This is a genomic window from Halococcus dombrowskii, assembly GCF_022870485.1.
Taxonomy (GTDB): Archaea; Halobacteriota; Halobacteria; order Halobacteriales; family Halococcaceae; genus Halococcus; species Halococcus morrhuae.
This window is the reverse complement of record NZ_CP095005.1, coordinates 1507008-1522746: the sequence shown is the minus strand read 5'-3', so window position 1 is coordinate 1522746 and position 15739 is coordinate 1507008. Positions and strand designations below refer to the sequence as shown.

Annotated in this window: 12 protein-coding genes; 7 read left to right on the top strand and 5 right to left on the bottom strand. The window is 66.5% G+C overall.

Annotation, left to right across the window (positions count from 1 at the left end; genetic code table 11):
- Positions 1-27: 27 nt before the first annotated feature.
- On the top strand, positions 28-2157 hold the full coding sequence (locus MUK72_RS07905; protein ID WP_244698528.1) for a thioredoxin domain-containing protein: 2130 nt from the start codon (positions 28-30) through the stop codon (positions 2155-2157).
- Positions 2158-2195: 38 nt separating this feature from the next.
- A complete protein-coding gene (locus tag MUK72_RS07900) occupies positions 2196-2954 on the top strand; it encodes a Nif3-like dinuclear metal center hexameric protein (protein ID WP_244698524.1) in 759 nt (252 codons plus the stop codon).
- A 134-nt stretch (positions 2955-3088) separates the two neighbouring features.
- On the opposite strand, the gene MUK72_RS07895 is transcribed toward MUK72_RS07900, so the two are convergent.
- Positions 3089-4453 (bottom strand): MATE family efflux transporter, encoded by a 1365-nt coding sequence (locus MUK72_RS07895; protein WP_244698504.1) that lies wholly within the window; start codon positions 4451-4453, stop codon positions 3089-3091.
- A 236-nt stretch (positions 4454-4689) separates the two neighbouring features.
- Between MUK72_RS07895 and MUK72_RS07890 the strand changes: the two genes are divergently transcribed.
- From MUK72_RS07890 to thiM, 3 genes are all read left to right on the top strand, one after another.
- Entirely contained in the window at positions 4690-5109 is a 420-nt protein-coding gene (locus tag MUK72_RS07890; protein ID WP_004052920.1) for a GlcG/HbpS family heme-binding protein, read from the top strand.
- A gap of 113 nt (positions 5110-5222) precedes the next feature.
- Positions 5223-5858 carry a thiamine phosphate synthase gene (gene thiE, locus MUK72_RS07885; RefSeq protein WP_244698501.1) on the top strand — a complete coding sequence of 212 codons (636 nt, stop codon included), beginning with the start codon at positions 5223-5225 and terminating at the stop codon, positions 5856-5858.
- On the top strand, positions 5855-6691 hold the full coding sequence (gene thiM / locus MUK72_RS07880; protein WP_244698498.1) for a hydroxyethylthiazole kinase: 837 nt from the start codon (positions 5855-5857) through the stop codon (positions 6689-6691). Before thiE ends, thiM begins: the two co-directional genes overlap by 4 nt.
- 145 nt (positions 6692-6836) lie before the next feature.
- Here thiM and MUK72_RS07875 read toward each other — a convergent pair whose 3' ends face one another.
- The 4 genes from MUK72_RS07875 to MUK72_RS07860 form a co-directional block, all read right to left on the bottom strand.
- Positions 6837-7766, bottom strand: coding sequence for a sulfide-dependent adenosine diphosphate thiazole synthase (locus tag MUK72_RS07875; RefSeq protein WP_244698495.1), 930 nt, complete (start codon positions 7764-7766; stop codon positions 6837-6839).
- Between the two features lie 632 nt (positions 7767-8398).
- Positions 8399-9523, bottom strand: coding sequence for a DUF7973 family transport facilitator (locus tag MUK72_RS07870; RefSeq protein WP_244698472.1), 1125 nt, complete (start codon positions 9521-9523; stop codon positions 8399-8401).
- Position 9524: 1 nt separating this feature from the next.
- Positions 9525-11057, bottom strand: a complete 1533-nt coding sequence (glpK, locus tag MUK72_RS07865) for a glycerol kinase GlpK (protein ID WP_244698469.1) — start codon at positions 11055-11057, stop codon at positions 9525-9527.
- Between the two features lie 162 nt (positions 11058-11219).
- Positions 11220-12449: a Cdc6/Cdc18 family protein gene (locus MUK72_RS07860; RefSeq protein WP_244698439.1), complete on the bottom strand. Its 1230-nt coding sequence runs from the start codon at positions 12447-12449 to the stop codon at positions 11220-11222.
- 271 nt (positions 12450-12720) lie between these two features.
- Here MUK72_RS07860 and glpA point away from each other — a divergent pair, with 271 nt between their 5' ends.
- Together glpA and glpB are read left to right on the top strand one after the other, a co-directional pair.
- The gene (gene glpA / locus MUK72_RS07855; protein ID WP_244698435.1) at positions 12721-14472 is read left to right on the top strand and encodes an anaerobic glycerol-3-phosphate dehydrogenase subunit GlpA; all 1752 of its coding nucleotides are present in this window, start codon (positions 12721-12723) and stop codon (positions 14470-14472) included.
- Positions 14462-15739 (top strand): glycerol-3-phosphate dehydrogenase subunit GlpB, encoded by a 1278-nt coding sequence (gene glpB / locus MUK72_RS07850; protein WP_244705298.1) that lies wholly within the window; start codon positions 14462-14464, stop codon positions 15737-15739. Before glpA ends, glpB begins: the two co-directional genes overlap by 11 nt.

Sequence of the window (15739 nt, the reverse complement as noted above, 5' to 3'; positions counted from 1 at the left end):
TACCCGTCCGCGGTGTCTATCGGACCCATGAGCACCAGCCGCAACCGACTCGACGAGGAGGCGAGCCCGTATCTCCGCCAGCACGCCGACAACCCGGTCCACTGGCAGCCCTGGGACGACGACGCGCTCGACGCGGCACGCGAGCGCGACGTGCCGATCTTCCTCTCGATCGGCTATTCGGCCTGTCACTGGTGTCACGTCATGGCTGACGAGAGCTTCGACGACCCGATAGTGGCCGAACGGCTCAACAAGGATTTCGTTCCGATCAAGGTCGATAGAGAAGAGCGACCCGATCTCGACCGGCTCTATCAGACCGTCGCCGCGATGGTCTCCGGACAGGGTGGCTGGCCGCTGTCGGTCTGGCTCACGCCCGACGGTCGTCCCTTCTACGTGGGCACGTACTTCCCGCGCGAGGCCAAGCGCGGCCAGCCGGGCTTTCTCGATCTCCTCGATTCGATCGCCGACTCGTGGGACGACGAACGCGAGGACATCGAGAGCCGCGCCGATCAGTGGGCCAACGCGATGGCTGGCGAGCTTGAGGACACACCCGACAGCCCGGGCGAGGTTCCACAGGGACTGCTCGAAACTGCCGCCCAGCGCGCGGTCAGCGACGCCGATCGCGAGCACGGTGGATTCGGCCGCGGGCAGAAATTTCCCCAGACCGGGCGGCTCCATCTCCTCATGCAGGCCTACGAACGGACCGGAAGGGATGCCTTTCGCGAGATCGCCGTCGAGGCACTCGACGCGATGGCCGACGGCGGACTGCGCGATCACGCCGGCGGCGGCTTCCACCGGTACGTCACCGACCGCGAGTGGACGGTACCCCACTTCGAGAAGATGCTCTACGACAACGCCGAGCTCGTGCGCGCCTATCTCGCGGGCTATCGACTCACCGGCGAGGAGCGCTACGCGGAGATCGCCCGCGAGACGCTCGGGTTCGTCGAGCGCGAACTGCGCCACCCCGACGGCGGCTTCTTCAGCACGCTCGACGCCCAGAGCGAAGGCGAATCGGGCGAACACGAGGAGGGCGCGTTCTACGTCTGGACGCCCCCGGAAGTCCACGAGACGGTCGACGACGAGTTCGCTGCCGACCTGTTCTGCGAGCGCTACGGCATTACCGAGGCGGGCAACTTCGAGGATGGGAGGACGGTGTTGACGCTCGACACCGCGATCGACGATCTGGCCGACGAGCACGGAACGACGACCGAAGAGATCGAAGCCGACCTCGAACGCGCCCGCGAGGCGATCTTCGCAGCGCGGGCCGACCGCGACCGCCCGGCGCGCGACGAGAAGGTCTTGGCGGGCTGGAACGGGCTGATGATTTCGGCGTTCGCCGAGGCGGGTCTCGCGCTCGATGAAACCTACGGCGAGATGGCCGTCGCAGCACTCGATTTCGTCCGCGAGCAGCTGTGGGACGAGAAAGAGCAACAGCTCGCGCGGCGGTTCAAGGACGGGGAAGTGAAAATCGATGGCTATCTCGAAGACTACGCCTTCCTCGCACGTGGTGCTCTCAACTGCTACGAGGCCACCGGTGAGGTCGAATACCTGACATTCGCGCTCGACCTCGGGCGCGCCGTCGTCCGCGAGTTCTTCGACGCCGAGGAGGGGACGCTGTATTTCACGCCCCAGAGCGGCGAGTCGCTCGTCGCCCGTCCCCAGGAACTCGACGACCAGTCGACGCCCTCCAGTACCGGCGTGGCCGTCGACACGCTGCTCGCGCTGTCACAGTTCGCGCCCGACAGGGAGTTCGGAAAAGTCGCCGAGACGGTGCTCGAAACACATGCCGAGTCGATCGAGGCGAGCCCGCTCCGGCGCGCGTCGCTCGCGCTCGCGGCCAACCGCCACACCGCGGGTTCGCTCGAACTGACGGTCGTCGCCGACGAACTCCCTACCGAATGGCGCGAACGCATCGGGCGCACGTATCTCCCCAAACGGCTGCTCGCACGTCGCCCGCCGACCGATGCTGAGCTCGACGGCTGGCTCGATCGACTCTCGATCGACGACGCGCCGCCGATCTGGGCCGACCGAACGGGAGAGAACGGCGAGCCGACGGCGTACGTCTGTCGTGCGTTCACCTGCTCGCCGCCCCAGACCGAGATCGACGAGGCGCTGTCGTGGGCCGACCGGCTCGCGCCCGAGAGTCCGGGATCGGAGTAGACGCCAGCGTTCTTGATCCCGGCGGGCGAACGCCCGCTATGGACACCGAAACGTTCGTCGAGCGTCTCGACGACCGCCTCGATACTGCCGCCTACGCCGATCTCGACGCGAGCGCAAACGGCCTCCAGGTCGCCGGACCCGACAAGATCGACCACGCCGCCTTCGCGGTCGATGCCGCGATCGAAACCGCCGAGCGCGCCGCCGATGCGGACGCTGACGCACTCGTCGTACATCACGGCTTGTTCTGGGGCGAATTCGAGCGCGCGACTGGCTCCATTCACGACCGGCTCACGCCCTTTTTCGAGCACGACATGGCGCTGTACGTCGCGCACCTCCCGCTCGACGGACACCAGGAACTCGGCAACGCCGCCGGCATCGTCGGCGCGCTTTCCCTCGACGATCGCGAGCCGTTCGGCGCGCTCGGCGACGAGTATATCGGTCAGTCGGGACGCGCTTCCCCGTTCGCGCCCGAGAAACTCCACGACCGGCTCGTGACCGAGTGCGATCCCGAAAACGGCGTGACAGCGCTCGAATTCGGTCCCGACGAGATCGAGGATGTCGCCATCGCGACCGGGGCCGCCGCCGACTGGTTCGACGAGGCCGTCGAACGGGGTGCCGACGCGTTCGTCACCGGCGAGGGCAAACAGAAGCTCTACCACGAGGCGCGCGAGGCGGGCGTCCACGTGTATCTGGCTGGGCACTACGCGACCGAAACCTTCGGCGTGCGCTCGCTCCAGTCGCTCGCCGAGGAGTGGGAGGTCGAGACGACGTTCATCGACTGTCCGACCGGGTTGTAGTCGCGAGAGCCGTCCATTCGGATGGTTGGTGTTGCGAGGACAAGTGAAAACGGAGAGAAGTGGTCGCGGGATTATTCGAGCAGAGTTCGGTGATTCCAACGGATAGGGCGACCTCCTCGTCGAGTGCGAGCGGCTTACGCTGACGCGTCCGACCGGTAGTCCCGGCTCACCTGCTTCCACTTCTCGCTGTTGAAGCGGTAGTAGTTGAGCACGGCGGGCACGGTCGTCTCGGCGAGGAAGGCCAGCGAGAGCCCGGTGAGACCGAGCGAAGTCGTCGCGCCGAGATAGGCGATCGGGATGGAGACGCCGAAGATGCCGAGCAGCTGGCTGTAGAACGTCCAGTTGGTATCGCCGCTGGCGTCGAGCGGGCCGGCGGCCGCGCCCGACACCCCGCGAAGAACGATGGCGAAACAGGCCGCCGAGACGAGCGACACCGCGACCGGCACCACCGACGAGGTGGGGTCGCCGACGAACGCGGCGACGATCTCGTCGACGAAGACGAAGACGAGGCCCGCCGAGACGAGGTAGACCGCGACCGCGAACCGGACGATCTCGCGGCCGTAGGCTTCGGCGGTCTCCTCGTGGCCGCTCCCGAGTTCCTGGCCGACCAGGCTGGAGGAGGCGAGACCGAAGCCCCAGCCGGGTGTGTTCATCAGTCCCCAGATCCGCCGCGCGATGACGTAGGCGGCGACGACGTCGCTGCCGAACAGCGCAACGATGACGAGCATCGGGAACTCCGCGACGGTGAAGACGAGTTCGCGACCGATGACGGGCGTCCCGATCGAGACGACGTGACGGATATCGGTACCGAGATAGCTCCCGCGCGGATCGATCTGGACGGGAAGTGTACCGAGTCCAGGAAGGCGACCCTTGACGAGACCGACGGCGAAGAGGCCGGTGACGACAGCGCTCGACAGGACGGTGCCGAGCGCTGCGCCGACGACGCCGAGGCCGAAGCCGAAGATCAACACGGCGTTGATGGCGATGTTCGCGAGTGCGCCAGCGCTGCGGAGCATCATCGGTGTCCGTGCGTCGTCGACGCCGATATAGACGCGGCTCCCGATGAGATTGAGCGCTGCAAAGGGGATGCCGAGCGCGACGACTTTGAGGTAGTCGGCACCGAAGGCGATCGCCGCCGGATCGTCGCCGATCAGCGAGACCAGCGGGGTGGGGACGAGCCAGAGCGCAGCGACGATCGGCAGCGTGAGCGCGATCACGACGGCGACGCTCGATCGGACGGCGCGATCGATGTCGCCGAGGCGTTTCGCGCCGTAGCGCTGTGAGACCAGTGCGATCGTGCCGGCGGCGATGCCGCCGCCGATGGCGAAGGCAAAGCCCCAGTAGGGACTGGCGAAGCCGACGCCGGCGATCGCCGTCGAGCCGAGCGCGATGCCGATCATGGCGATGTCGACGGCGTTCTTCGACATCCGGGCGATACCGGTGATGATGCGTGGCCAGGCGAGCTTCGTCGTGCGACGTGCTCGCTCGGATTCGAGCAACCCGGCACGAACGAGCAGACGGCCAATGTACAGTACGACTAACCGAACGGGATTTGACGCGCGAAATTTCAACCTTAAAGAGTTCGTGACGGGTGTTTATATGGGTTTTCTTTCTCATCGAACCTACATATATAATCGATCGTGACTGATTGTCCGCAACGACACGGCAGCGTTTTCCGCGTTCTCGGTTGTGTGGGCCTCCACCTTTTTGTACACTGGAGTGAAACGAACGGACGATGGTAGCGACGATCCCACTCGAACGAGCGACGACGGTGATCGAAGCGGGCGAACAACACGCCGAGGAGATCGGGGTGCCGTCGGTGCTCACGGTGTCGAACTCCGAGGGCAACCTCGTCGCCCAGCACCGGATGGACGGCGCGTGGCTGCCGAGCGTCACCATCTCCCGGAACAAGGCCTACACGGCCGCCGGTCTGAAGATGCCGACGCACGAACTCGCCGACGTGGCACAGCCCGGTGAGACGCTGTATGGGCTTCAGACGGTCGACGAGGGTCGTATCGTCATCTTCGGCGGCGGGTTCCCGCTCGAAGTCGACGGTGAGGTCGTCGGGGCGGTCGGATCGAGCGGCGGGATGCCCGACGAGGACGTCGAGATCGCACGGGCGGCCGTCGAGAAGTTCCAAGAACTGACTGAGTAGCACCACCCGTCCGCGATCGGGAACTCGGGAGCCCCCACGAACGGATCGCCGACGAGCGAACGCGGCGACCGACATTCATATCCCGCCCCTTCGACCACTTCGATATACAACGCATGAATGTCTCCGGTGCGTATCTCGTGACGCAGGCGAACCGTTCGCGCGACCGTTCGACCGAGGAGATCGTCGCGGCGGCGATCGATGGCGGGGTGACGGCCGTCCAGTTGCGCGAGAAGAACGCGACCGTCCGGGAGCGCTACGAACTTGCCGAGGAGCTCCGCGAGCAGACGCGGACCGCCGGCGTCACCTTCATCGTCAACGATCGGGTCGATATCGCGGCCGCCGTCGACGCCGATGGCGTTCACTTGGGCGACGACGATCTCCCGATCCCCGCCGCGCGCGAGGTTCTCGGATCGGAGCGCTGTATCGGCCGCTCGGTCTCGACGGTCGAAGCCGCCGAGGCCGCCGAACGCGCGGGCGCGGACTATCTGGGCGTCGGCGCGATCTACGCGACGACCTCGAAGGACGTCCCCGACGCCGAGGCGCGGATCGGCACCGAGACCGTCGCCGACATCACGGCCGCCGTCGACGTCCCGATCGTCGGCATCGGTGGCGTGACACCCGAAAACGCTCGCGACGTCGTCGCCGCCGGCGCGGACGGTGTCGCGGTCATTTCGGCCATTACCGCCGCCGACGATCCGGCGGCTGCAACGCGACAGCTCGCCGATACCGTCGAGGAGGTGGCCCAATGAGCGCGCTCGACGGACTCGATCTCGCCGACGCTCTGGACGCGGTCGACGAGACCGAACCGCTGATCGACGCGCTCACCAACGACGTGACGGTCAACGACGTGGCCAACATCGCCCTTCATTGGGGCGGGCTCCCCGTGATGTCCGACGACGAGCGCGAGGTCGGCGAGATGGTCGCGGCCGCCGACGCCTGCCTGCTCAACATGGGAACGGTGAGCGAGAGCGGCGAGAACACGATGCTGGCCGCCGGCGAGGCGGCGAACGAGGCCGGAACGCCTGTCGTGGTTGATCCGGTCGGCGTCGGCTCGACGTCGACCCGCGATCGCGTCGCCGAGCGACTGACGACCGAGCTCGACGTGAGCATCGTCAGCGGCAACTACGGCGAAGTGTCGGCGTTGGCGGGCGAAGACGCGACCGTCCGCGGCGTCGAATCGGTCGGCGAGTACGGCGACATCGCCGAGACGGCCATCACCTGCGCGCGCCAGACCGACAGCGTCGTCGTCGCCTCCGGCGCGGTCGACATCGTCGCGACTGCGGACGAAGCATTCGAGATCCACGGCGGCGACGAGCTGCTCGGCTCGGTCGTCGGCACCGGCTGCATGCTCGGGATGACGCTCGCAGTGTTCACGGCCGCGCTGGACGACGAACGGGCGGCGCTCGCCGGCACGCTCGCGTTCGGGCTGGCCGGCGAGGCCGCCGCCGACGAGCAATTCGGCGAATACGCCGGTCCGGACAGCTATCGGACGTGTTTCCACGACGCCGTCGCCGGGCTCTCGGCGGACGATTTCGTCGATCCGGCCGAACGGATCGAACTGGCTGTGCGAAACGACGAATAGGGGAAGGAGAAGCCGCGTTCGCCGGGTTGCTACGGGTGGGAGTACTAGCAGCCGTCGCCGCAGCGATGCCGGCGAACCGGCGATCGATCGGGGCCCGAGGTGGGGCCGCCGATCGGGGTCGGGGTTCGGGAATGCGTCGGTCGCTTCAGTCGTCGGCCGGTGCGGGCGAGCTCATGTCGACGGGCTCGGCGTCGACGCCGAGTTCGTCGATGGCGGCCTGGGCCGCGCGCTTGCCCGAGAGGAGCATCGCACCGAAGGTCGGGCCCATCCGGGGGAGACCGTAGGTCGTCGCGGTCGCCATCCCCGAGACGATCAGGCCGGGGTGAGCGACGCCCGTGTTCTCGACGACCGCGTCCTCGCTCTGGCCGACCCACATCGAGTCGTGACCCGGCGAGTCGTGACCGGGAGCGCCGTACTGACCGTCCTCGGTCTGGTCCATACCGGTCGCGTTCTCTGCGGCGTCGGCGATGCCGGGTGCGTCGAGCACGCCCCGCTCGTCGAGTTTCGAGACGGCCATCGCCTCGTGACCGGTCGCGTCGATGACGAGGTCCGATTCGACGGCGATGGGGTCGACACACGTGATCTCGCGCGGGAGCGCGTGGACGGGTGTCCAGTTCATCACGATCCCGCCGACACGGTGGTCCTCGCGCACCACGATGTCGGTGAACTCCGTCATGTTCTGCATCTTCGCGCCGGCGTCACAGGCGGCCTTGATGAGGCCCGATGCCGCCTCGGGACCGTTGGCGACGTAGAGCCCCTCGCTGTCCTGCGAGCGCTTGTAGTCGACGTCGATCTCGTCGAGCACCGACTGGGCGGGGTCGCGCACGGTGATCTTGTTCATCAGGAAGCCGCCGAGCCAGAACCCGCCGCCGAGATAGTTGTTCTTCTCGACGACCATCGCCTTCACGCCGCGCTCGCCGAGCTCCTTGGCGGCCATCAGCCCCGAGGGACCGCCACCGATGATGATCACGTCGGACTCGGTGTAGTCCATGAACTCCTCGGTCCACTCCTGACTGATCGCTCGGGTTACCTGTGCTTCGCCCACGTCGCTGAACTGATCGAACTCATCCGTCATGCAACCCAGTGTTACTACCGGTGAATGATATATCTTTCCATCGTCGCGTCCCACCGATCACGACTGCACGGCGTCGTTACTGGCCGATTGCGAGGAATGATCGGCGAAAGATACCGTTCCGTCGCTGTCCGTCCGGTCGTTCAGCCGAAGTGAGGGTAGTCCTCCATCTCGACGAATTCGGTGCTGCCACAGGGAGCACAGTCACCGGGTGGGTCGTAGGCGCAATCCACGAGGTCACGGTCGTTGACGATCGTCCTCTCACAGATGTCCTGGCAGTGTTCACAGACAGCGGTCAGCTAGCTAGATTCGTCATGCACAGCCACCCGTGAAATGGTGGTTGTCAAGATAGATCTCACCGTGTTTAGGAACCCGCGAACAAAACCGGTTTGACGATCCGCTGCGGTCGTGTGACCTTCTATGGCTGTGCCTCGTGTGGATACGAACCGATCCGGACGATATCGTCGTTTCCACAGGCAGCACATTCGTCCGGTGCACTGAAGGTATGGTTTTCGCCCGTTCCTCCGGTAACGTCGCCAGCGAGCACGGCGTTACAGTTCAAGCAGACGTACAGTTCGACGTCTTCTGATGTGTGTGACATGGTTGGTGTTGAGTTGTGATGGTGGCGTGTTGGGTTAGAGACCGAGATATCCCGACGCAGCGGTCACGTTGAGCGCGTACAGGACGTACACGATGACCATCGTGGCAGCAATCGCTACCGCCGGCGGGTCGACGTGCGTCCCCGAGTGCGCATAGAAGAGGCGCTCGCTTACCTCACCGAGGAGCGCACTGATCGTCCCGAAGACGATGCCACCGATGAGAGCGATGACCGCGACTTCGGTGCCAGCCGTCGCCGCTATTTCCCCGCTGGCGATCTCCGCGGCCACTGCACCGCCGACCGAACCCAACAGCGTGATGTGGTGGGTGACGGGAATCTTCGCCACACCAAGGGTGAGAAACAGCAGGCTCATCGCGGAGATGCCATAGCCGAGGAAGAAGGTGCCGGTGAAAATCCACAGGTACGCACCGATGGCTCCGCCAACCACACCGAGCACGGCGACGGGGCCCCACTTGTACTGGTGACCAAGCCACACTCCGGTATCCATCCGCATGACTCCGCCGTCGGCGACCGGCTCACCGTCGCCGTTCTCGACCGGCCTCTCGTCACCACGTTCGAACGGACTCACGTCGAAATACGAGTCGCCGGCCGGCTTGCCGATCAGCGGGTAGCCGAACGCCAACCGGGCGATGAACGCCGTCGTGAACACGGATACGGCGACGTTATCGGCCGGAAGACCGAGTCCACCGAGGATGGCGACGAGGAGCCAGCCGATGAAGCCGAAAAGCGCACCGACCCCGATGATGTCGAGTTTGGCAGTGTCGTACGCCTCGGTCAGGACTTTCCCCGGATGGAGATCCCATCCACTCGGCTCCAGTTCGGGATATTTCTTGCCCATATACGCTGAGGCGGCCACACCGCCGGCGAACGAGACGTGGGGGCCGAACATGGCACCGAAACCGAGGCTGCCCGTCACACCGATGGCGATCGAACCCGGATCGACCCCGGACAGGACGCCGTTGACTCCCGACTGGAGATATGCAAGCAGTTCGCCAGTGAACGTGAGGAAGCCAGTGAAGACGAACGCCGGCAGTGCGCCGAGGTACGCCCCGAAAGCGCCGCCAGCGAGCGATGCGAGCGCCAGATAGACGAACTCCTCGATACCGATCCCGAGGACGGGTATTTGAAGCAGTGTGTGCATCTCAGGCCTCCCGCGCCCAGTCGCGCGAGCGCTCGACCGCCTCGCTCCAGCGCTCGTAGCGGCCATCGACCGATGCGTCCTCGTCAGGCGTGAACTCGCGGTCGACCCGCCAGTTGTCGCGCAGCTTCTCGGGATCGTCCCAGTAGCCCACCGCGAGCCCGGCGGCGTAAGCCGAGCCGAGCGCCGTCGTCTCGTCGACCTCCGGGCGCACGATGTCGGTGCCGACGATGTTCGCCTGGAGCTGACAGAGGAAGTTGTTCTTCACCGCGCCGCCGTCGACCTGAAGACTGCTGATGTCGATCCCCGCGTCGGCCTCCATCGCCTCGGCCACGTCGCGAGTCTGGAAAGCGATCGATTCGAGCGCCGCGCGGACGATGTGTGCACGCTCCGTTCCGCGGGTCATCCCGACGATCGTTCCCCTTGCACGGCCGTCCCAGTGGGGTGCGCCCAGTCCCGTGAAAGCGGGAACGAGATAGACCCCATCAGTGGACTCGACGCTGCGGGCGACGGTTTCTGACTCCATCGCGTTGTCGAGCAGTTCGACGTCTTCGAGCCACTCGATGGCAGCGCCCGTGACGAAGATCGAGCCTTCGAGGGCGTACTGCACCGGTTCGCCCGAGCGCTGGAACCCGATCGTGGTGAGGAGGCCATGATCGCTCTCGACGGCCTCCTCGCCGGTGTTGAGCAGGAAGAACGACCCGGTGCCGTAGGTATTCTTCGCGTCGCCGGGATCGAAACAGGTCTGGCCGAAGAGGGCGGCCTGCTGGTCGCCGAGCGCGCCGGCGACGGGGATCTCCGCACCGAGGAACCCGTCCGCGTCGGTCGTTCCGTAGAGGTTCTCGTCGCTCGACGGACGGACTTCGGGCAGCGCCGCGCGCGGCACCCGGAACTCCTCCAGGAGCTCGTCGTCCCAGTCCATCTCGTGGATGTTGAACAGCATCGTCCGGGAGGCGTTCGTCACGTCGGTGATGTGGTTGCCCGTGAGGTTCTCGATGAGCCACGAGTCGATCGTGCCGAAGCGCACCTCGCCGTCGGCGGCGCGCTCGCGGATGTCCTGCGGGCGCGAGCGCTGGAGTTTGATCGGATCGGCGTTGTCGAGGATCCACTCGGCCTTCGTCGCCGAGAAGTAGGCATCGGGTTCGAGCCCCGTCTTCGCCTGGATCGTCTCGGCCTTGCCGTTCGTTTCGAGCTCCTCGATCCGGTCGGTGGTCCGACGATCCTGCCAGACGATCGCCCGCATGATCGGCCGGTGGGTGTCGGCATCCCAGAACAGCGTCGTCTCGCGCTGGTTGGTGACGCCGATCGCGTCGAGCCGCGTCGCGTCGATGCCGGCGCTGTCGAGCGCGTCGGCAATGACCGACTTCGTGTTCTCCCAGATCTCCATCGGGTCGTGCTCGACCCAGCCCGGTTCCGGGTAGTACTGTTCGTGTTTCTCGTAGGCACTGGCGACGACCCCGCCACCGTGGTCGAACACCATGAACCGCGTGCCCGTCGTCCCTTGGTCGATCGCGCCGACGTACGTCCCCTCGCTCATCGTCGGCTCCCGTCCACGGGCCGCGCGCTTCGACCGGTTTTTACTACTACCATGTATCCGTCCGTAAACAGTATCTTCTATTCACATAAATCTTGCGCAGGCCGTGGTTTCGGCGGCCGGCCAGCTTCTCGGCGTGGAGCGACGCGCGATCCGTCCCGCTCGCTACGCGTTCGCGAGGCCGTGAAGCCGGCCGAAGACCCGTGTCGGGAACCGTGGTTCGAGGCGGCTCGGTGATCGGCCAGCGCCGACCGAGCGCTCCTCGCTCACCCGTTCGACGATCCCGATCTCGGCGAGTTCGTAGAGCAGGCGCTTCACCGTCCCCTTCGAGAGCTCCACGCTCGGTGTGGCGGCGACGGCGGTGGCCGCGGCGTCGACCGATGCACGCTGATCGTCGTCGATTTCGACGAGCCGGGCCAGCACCTGCTGGCGGTTCACCGAGAGCGCGAACACGCGCCCAAGCGAGACCGCCGGCCGCGGGAGGGCGTCCATGCCGACGTGGAGGTCGTGCTCGCGGACGCCCGAAACCCCCGCGAGCGCCGCCTCGTCGGCTGCCGCGAACAGCACACAGAGCGCGTCGTGGGCGTTCCCGTCGGCCCAGACGGCGATGCGACGGAGCTGTTCGTGCTCGATGGCCCGCCGCGCCATCCCCGCCGACGCGCGAGCCGTCAGGATGTCGACCAGCGCAAGGTCGCGGTAGGCCGGAACCTCGATGCGCTCGGGCGGACCGTCGATCGAAAGCTCCGACGGCGGTCGATGGCCGATGGCGAGCCAGGAGAGCGAGTCGGCCATCCCATCGAACGCCGAGACGAGCGACGCGAGCGACTGCGTGCCGGGTTCGTCGACGTGATCGAACGCGACGAGCAGCCGGCGATCGTCCGCAAGCGTCTCGGCCAGCCGCGAGCGGAGCGTGTCCGTCCCGACGCCGTGTTTCGGCACCGATTCGTCGAGCATCCCGTCGAGCACCGTCTGATAGAGGCCGAACTCGCTGCTCGCGTGGCGCGTGTCGACGTAGACGAGCGCCGGTGCCGCGTTCGTCCCGCCGCGGGTCGAGGTGTGGATCACCGAACCGGAACGCGTTCCCACGCGACGGAGCTGGTCGAGCAGCGCGGTGACGACGGCCGATTTCCCGCTCCCGGACGGTCCCCAGACGTAGGCGTTCGGCGGGAGGCGGCCGTCGAACACCGGATCGACGTAGTCGAGCAGCCGTTCGAGCACCGTCCCCCGGTTGGTCGGTTCGTCGACGTGGGCGATGGGGCTGATCGCGTGGTAGTCGAGCACGACCCGTGTCTCCCCAACCGATTCCCGTCGCCGTCGGATGCGAGCAGCGAGGTCCACGGTTATCGACCGTACCGGCTCGGTCGTCGACCGCCGATCGACCGAACTCGTCGCCATCGACGCCGTTCCTCGCTGTCCGACCCCCTCCCGTTCTCCCGTCTGCTGTCTGTTACTACTGACACGTGTTCGGCCGTAAATCATTGTATGCGGTGATAAGCCTTGTGCGAACGGCGACGAACACCGCAACTGGCTCGGCGATCGATCGGGAGAATCGGACCGATCGCTCGGCTCGTTCACCGCTCGCTTCCCCTTGGAAAGCCGTTATCTACGGCCACTAACCCCCCACCGATAAAATAAAGCGTGTGGAGCGTCATGCACACACGGACAGATGGCAACCGAAACCGAGGCGCTCGTCATCGGCGGCGGCTCGACGGGCTGTGGTATCGCGCGTGATCTCGCGCTACGTGGCGTCGACACCACGCTCGTCGAGCGCGGCAATCTCACCCACGGGACGACGGGCCGGATGCACGGGCTGCTCCACAGCGGCGGGCGATACGCGGTCTCGGATCAGGAGAGCGCCGCCGAGTGCATCGCGGAGAGCCGCGTTCTCCGCGAGATCGCGAGCCACTGCGTCGAGATGACCGGCGGGCTGTTCGTCCAACTGCCTGCGGACGACGACGAGTATTTCGAGGAGAAGCTCGCGGGCTGTCGCGACTGTGACATTCCGGCCGAAGTGATTTCGGGCGAGGAAGCCCGGGAGATCGAACCGTATCTCACCCACGACGTCGAACGGGCGATCCGGGTGCCCGACGGCGCGATCGACCCCTTTCGCCTCTGTGTTGCCAACGCTGCCGACGCCGAGGAGCACGGCGCGCGCATCGAGACCCACACCGAGGTCACGGACGTGCTCGTCGAGGATGACCAAGTAACGGGCGTCGAGGTACGTCACGAGAGTGGCCCGGGCAAGCGCTCACACCACGAACCGGGCACGACGGAGCGCATCGAGGCCGATCACGTGGTGAACGCGACCGGCGCGTGGGCCGGGGAGCTGGGCGCGATGGCGGGCGTCGAGGTCGAGGTCCGCCCGTCGAAGGGCGTGATGACCGTGATGAACACCCGACAGGTCGACACGGTCGTCAACCGCTGTCGGCCGAAAGGTGACGCCGACATCATCGTCCCTCACGAGACGGCCTGCATTCTCGGAACGACGGATGTGGAGGTCGAGGACCCCGACGACTACCCCGAAGAGCAGTGGGAGGTCGACATGATGATCGACACCCTCTCGGAGCTCGTGCCGATCCTGAGCGAGGCCAGAACGATCAGATCCTTCTGGGGCGTGCGCCCGCTGTACGAACCGCCCGACACCGGCACGACCGATCCGACGGATATCACACGGCAGTTCTTCCTGCTCGATCACGACGAGCGCGACAGTCTGGAAGGGATGACGTCGATCGTGGGCGGGAAACTCACCACCTATCGGCTGATGGCCGAGCAGATCACGGATCACGTCTGCGAGAAACTCGGCGTCGAGGGGAGCTGTCGCACCGCCGAGCAGCCCCTCCCGGGCAGCGAGGACTTCTCGGTGCTTCGGGACTACATGGAGGAGTTCGGGCTGCGCTCGCCGGTCGGCCGCCGGAGCGCCGAACGACTGGGGAGCAAGGCCGACGAGGTGCTGAAAACCGACGATCCAAACCCGGTGGTCTGTACCTGCGAGGCGGTCACGCGCGCGGAACTCGACCACGCCATCGCGGACGCGGGCACCGATCTGAACGCGACGCGCATCCGCACTCGTGCCTCGATGGGCAACTGTCAGGGTGGGTTCTGTGCCCATCGGATCGCCGCACTGCTCCATCCCGAGTACGACGAGGCGACGACGAGAACCGCCCTGAACGAACTGTACGAGGAGCGCTGGAAGGGCCAGCGCCACGCGCTCTGGGGTGAACAGCTCTCCCAGGCGATGCTCAACCACGCGCTCCACGCGACCACGATGAACCGGGATCGCGATCCGGCGGCGTCGGATGACGGAATCGAGTACGACCGCTTCGACGCGGGACCGCCCATGCCGGAAGCAGCGGCCGATGGCGGTCGTGCTGGTGCGCGCGAAGGAATCGACGACGGGGAGGACGACCGTGGCGATTGAGGACGACGTCTGCGTGATCGGTGGCGGGCTCGCCGGCATGACAGCTGCACTCCGGGCGGCCCGCGAGGGCGCACGGGTGCGACTGCTTTCACACAAGAAGAGCACGCTCCGACACGCGAGCGGGCTCGTCGATATTCTTGGCTACGCCGACGGCGAACTCGTCGCCGACCCGTTCGACATGCTCTCCTTGCTCCCCAAAACTCATCCCTACCGGCGAGTCGGGAACGATGCCGTGCGAGCAGGACTGTCCCTGTTCGACGACGTGACCGGCGACGCCTATCGGGGAACCCACACCGACGCGAACGCGCTCGTGGCGACCCACGGCGGCACCGTGAAACCGACCGCGCGCTACCCTGCGCGCGTGGCCCCGGGGCTGGCGAGTCGAGATCGAAAGACGCTGCTCGTGGGGTTCGATTCGCTGACCGCCTTCGACGCGCCGCTCGCAGCCGACCACCTCGCCGCCGCCGGCGTTCCGGGAACGACGCGCGGTGTCACCGTCGCGTTCCCCGGCGATTTCAGGGCCGACTCGCGCGTGACGCGCTTCGCCCGCGCGCTCGACGATGACGAGACCGTCGAAACCGCGAGCGGATCGACGCCGGTACGGCGCGCGCTCGCGCGGACTCTCGAATCCCACCTCGGGAACGCGGAGCGGGTCGGGTTTCCGGCGGTGCTCGGCGAGGAGGAGTCTCAGGAAGTCCGCGAAGCGCTCGAATCGTCTCTCGGGGTCGACGTGTTCGAGGTCCCGATGGGACCGCCGAGCCTGCTCGGACTCCGGCTCGAAGCGCTGTTCCAGGAAGCGCTGGACGAGGCGGGCGTACGACGGACGACCGGCAACCCCGTCACGGAGTTCGACGCGAGCGACGGACGGATCCAAAGCGTGTCGACCGACCGCAACGGTCGACCGACGCCGTTCCACGCCGACGAGTTCGTGCTCGCGACCGGTGGACTGGTCGGCAAGGGAATCGACTCGGATCGTGAGGAAGTCATCGAACCGGTCTTCGACTGTCACGTCCCCCACCCCGACGACCGCTACGAGTGGTTCGACGACGAGGCGTTTGGCGATCACCCGTTCGCGCGCTTCGGGGTCGACGTCGACGACGATCTGCGACCGCTCGACGCGGACGGAGGAGCGGAATACGACAACCTCCGTGCCGCCGGGGGCGTTCTCGGCGGCGCGGATTTCGCGGCGGAAAAATCGGGTAGCGGCATCTCGCTGGCGACCGGTCACGCGGCCGGCCGTGCGGCGGGCGCGGCGGCGAACCAGTGA

Bases quoted from the DNA above. Each gene is read 5' to 3' on its own strand.
- MUK72_RS07905 (WP_244698528.1), top strand. From the start codon at position 28: ATGAGCACCAGCCGCAACCGACTCGACGAGGAGGCGAGCCCGTATCTC.
- MUK72_RS07900 (WP_244698524.1), top strand. From the start codon at position 2,196: ATGGACACCGAAACGTTCGTCGAGCGTCTCGACGACCGCCTCGATACT.
- MUK72_RS07890 (WP_004052920.1), top strand. From the start codon at position 4,690: ATGGTAGCGACGATCCCACTCGAACGAGCGACGACGGTGATCGAAGCG.
- thiE (WP_244698501.1), top strand. From the start codon at position 5,223: ATGAATGTCTCCGGTGCGTATCTCGTGACGCAGGCGAACCGTTCGCGC.
- thiM (WP_244698498.1), top strand. From the start codon at position 5,855: ATGAGCGCGCTCGACGGACTCGATCTCGCCGACGCTCTGGACGCGGTC.
- MUK72_RS07875 (WP_244698495.1), bottom strand. From the start codon at position 7,766: ATGACGGATGAGTTCGATCAGTTCAGCGACGTGGGCGAAGCACAGGTA.
- MUK72_RS07870 (WP_244698472.1), bottom strand. From the start codon at position 9,523: ATGCACACACTGCTTCAAATACCCGTCCTCGGGATCGGTATCGAGGAG.
- glpK (WP_244698469.1), bottom strand. From the start codon at position 11,057: ATGAGCGAGGGGACGTACGTCGGCGCGATCGACCAAGGGACGACGGGC.
- MUK72_RS07860 (WP_244698439.1), bottom strand. From the start codon at position 12,449: ATGGCGACGAGTTCGGTCGATCGGCGGTCGACGACCGAGCCGGTACGG.
- glpA (WP_244698435.1), top strand. From the start codon at position 12,721: ATGGCAACCGAAACCGAGGCGCTCGTCATCGGCGGCGGCTCGACGGGC.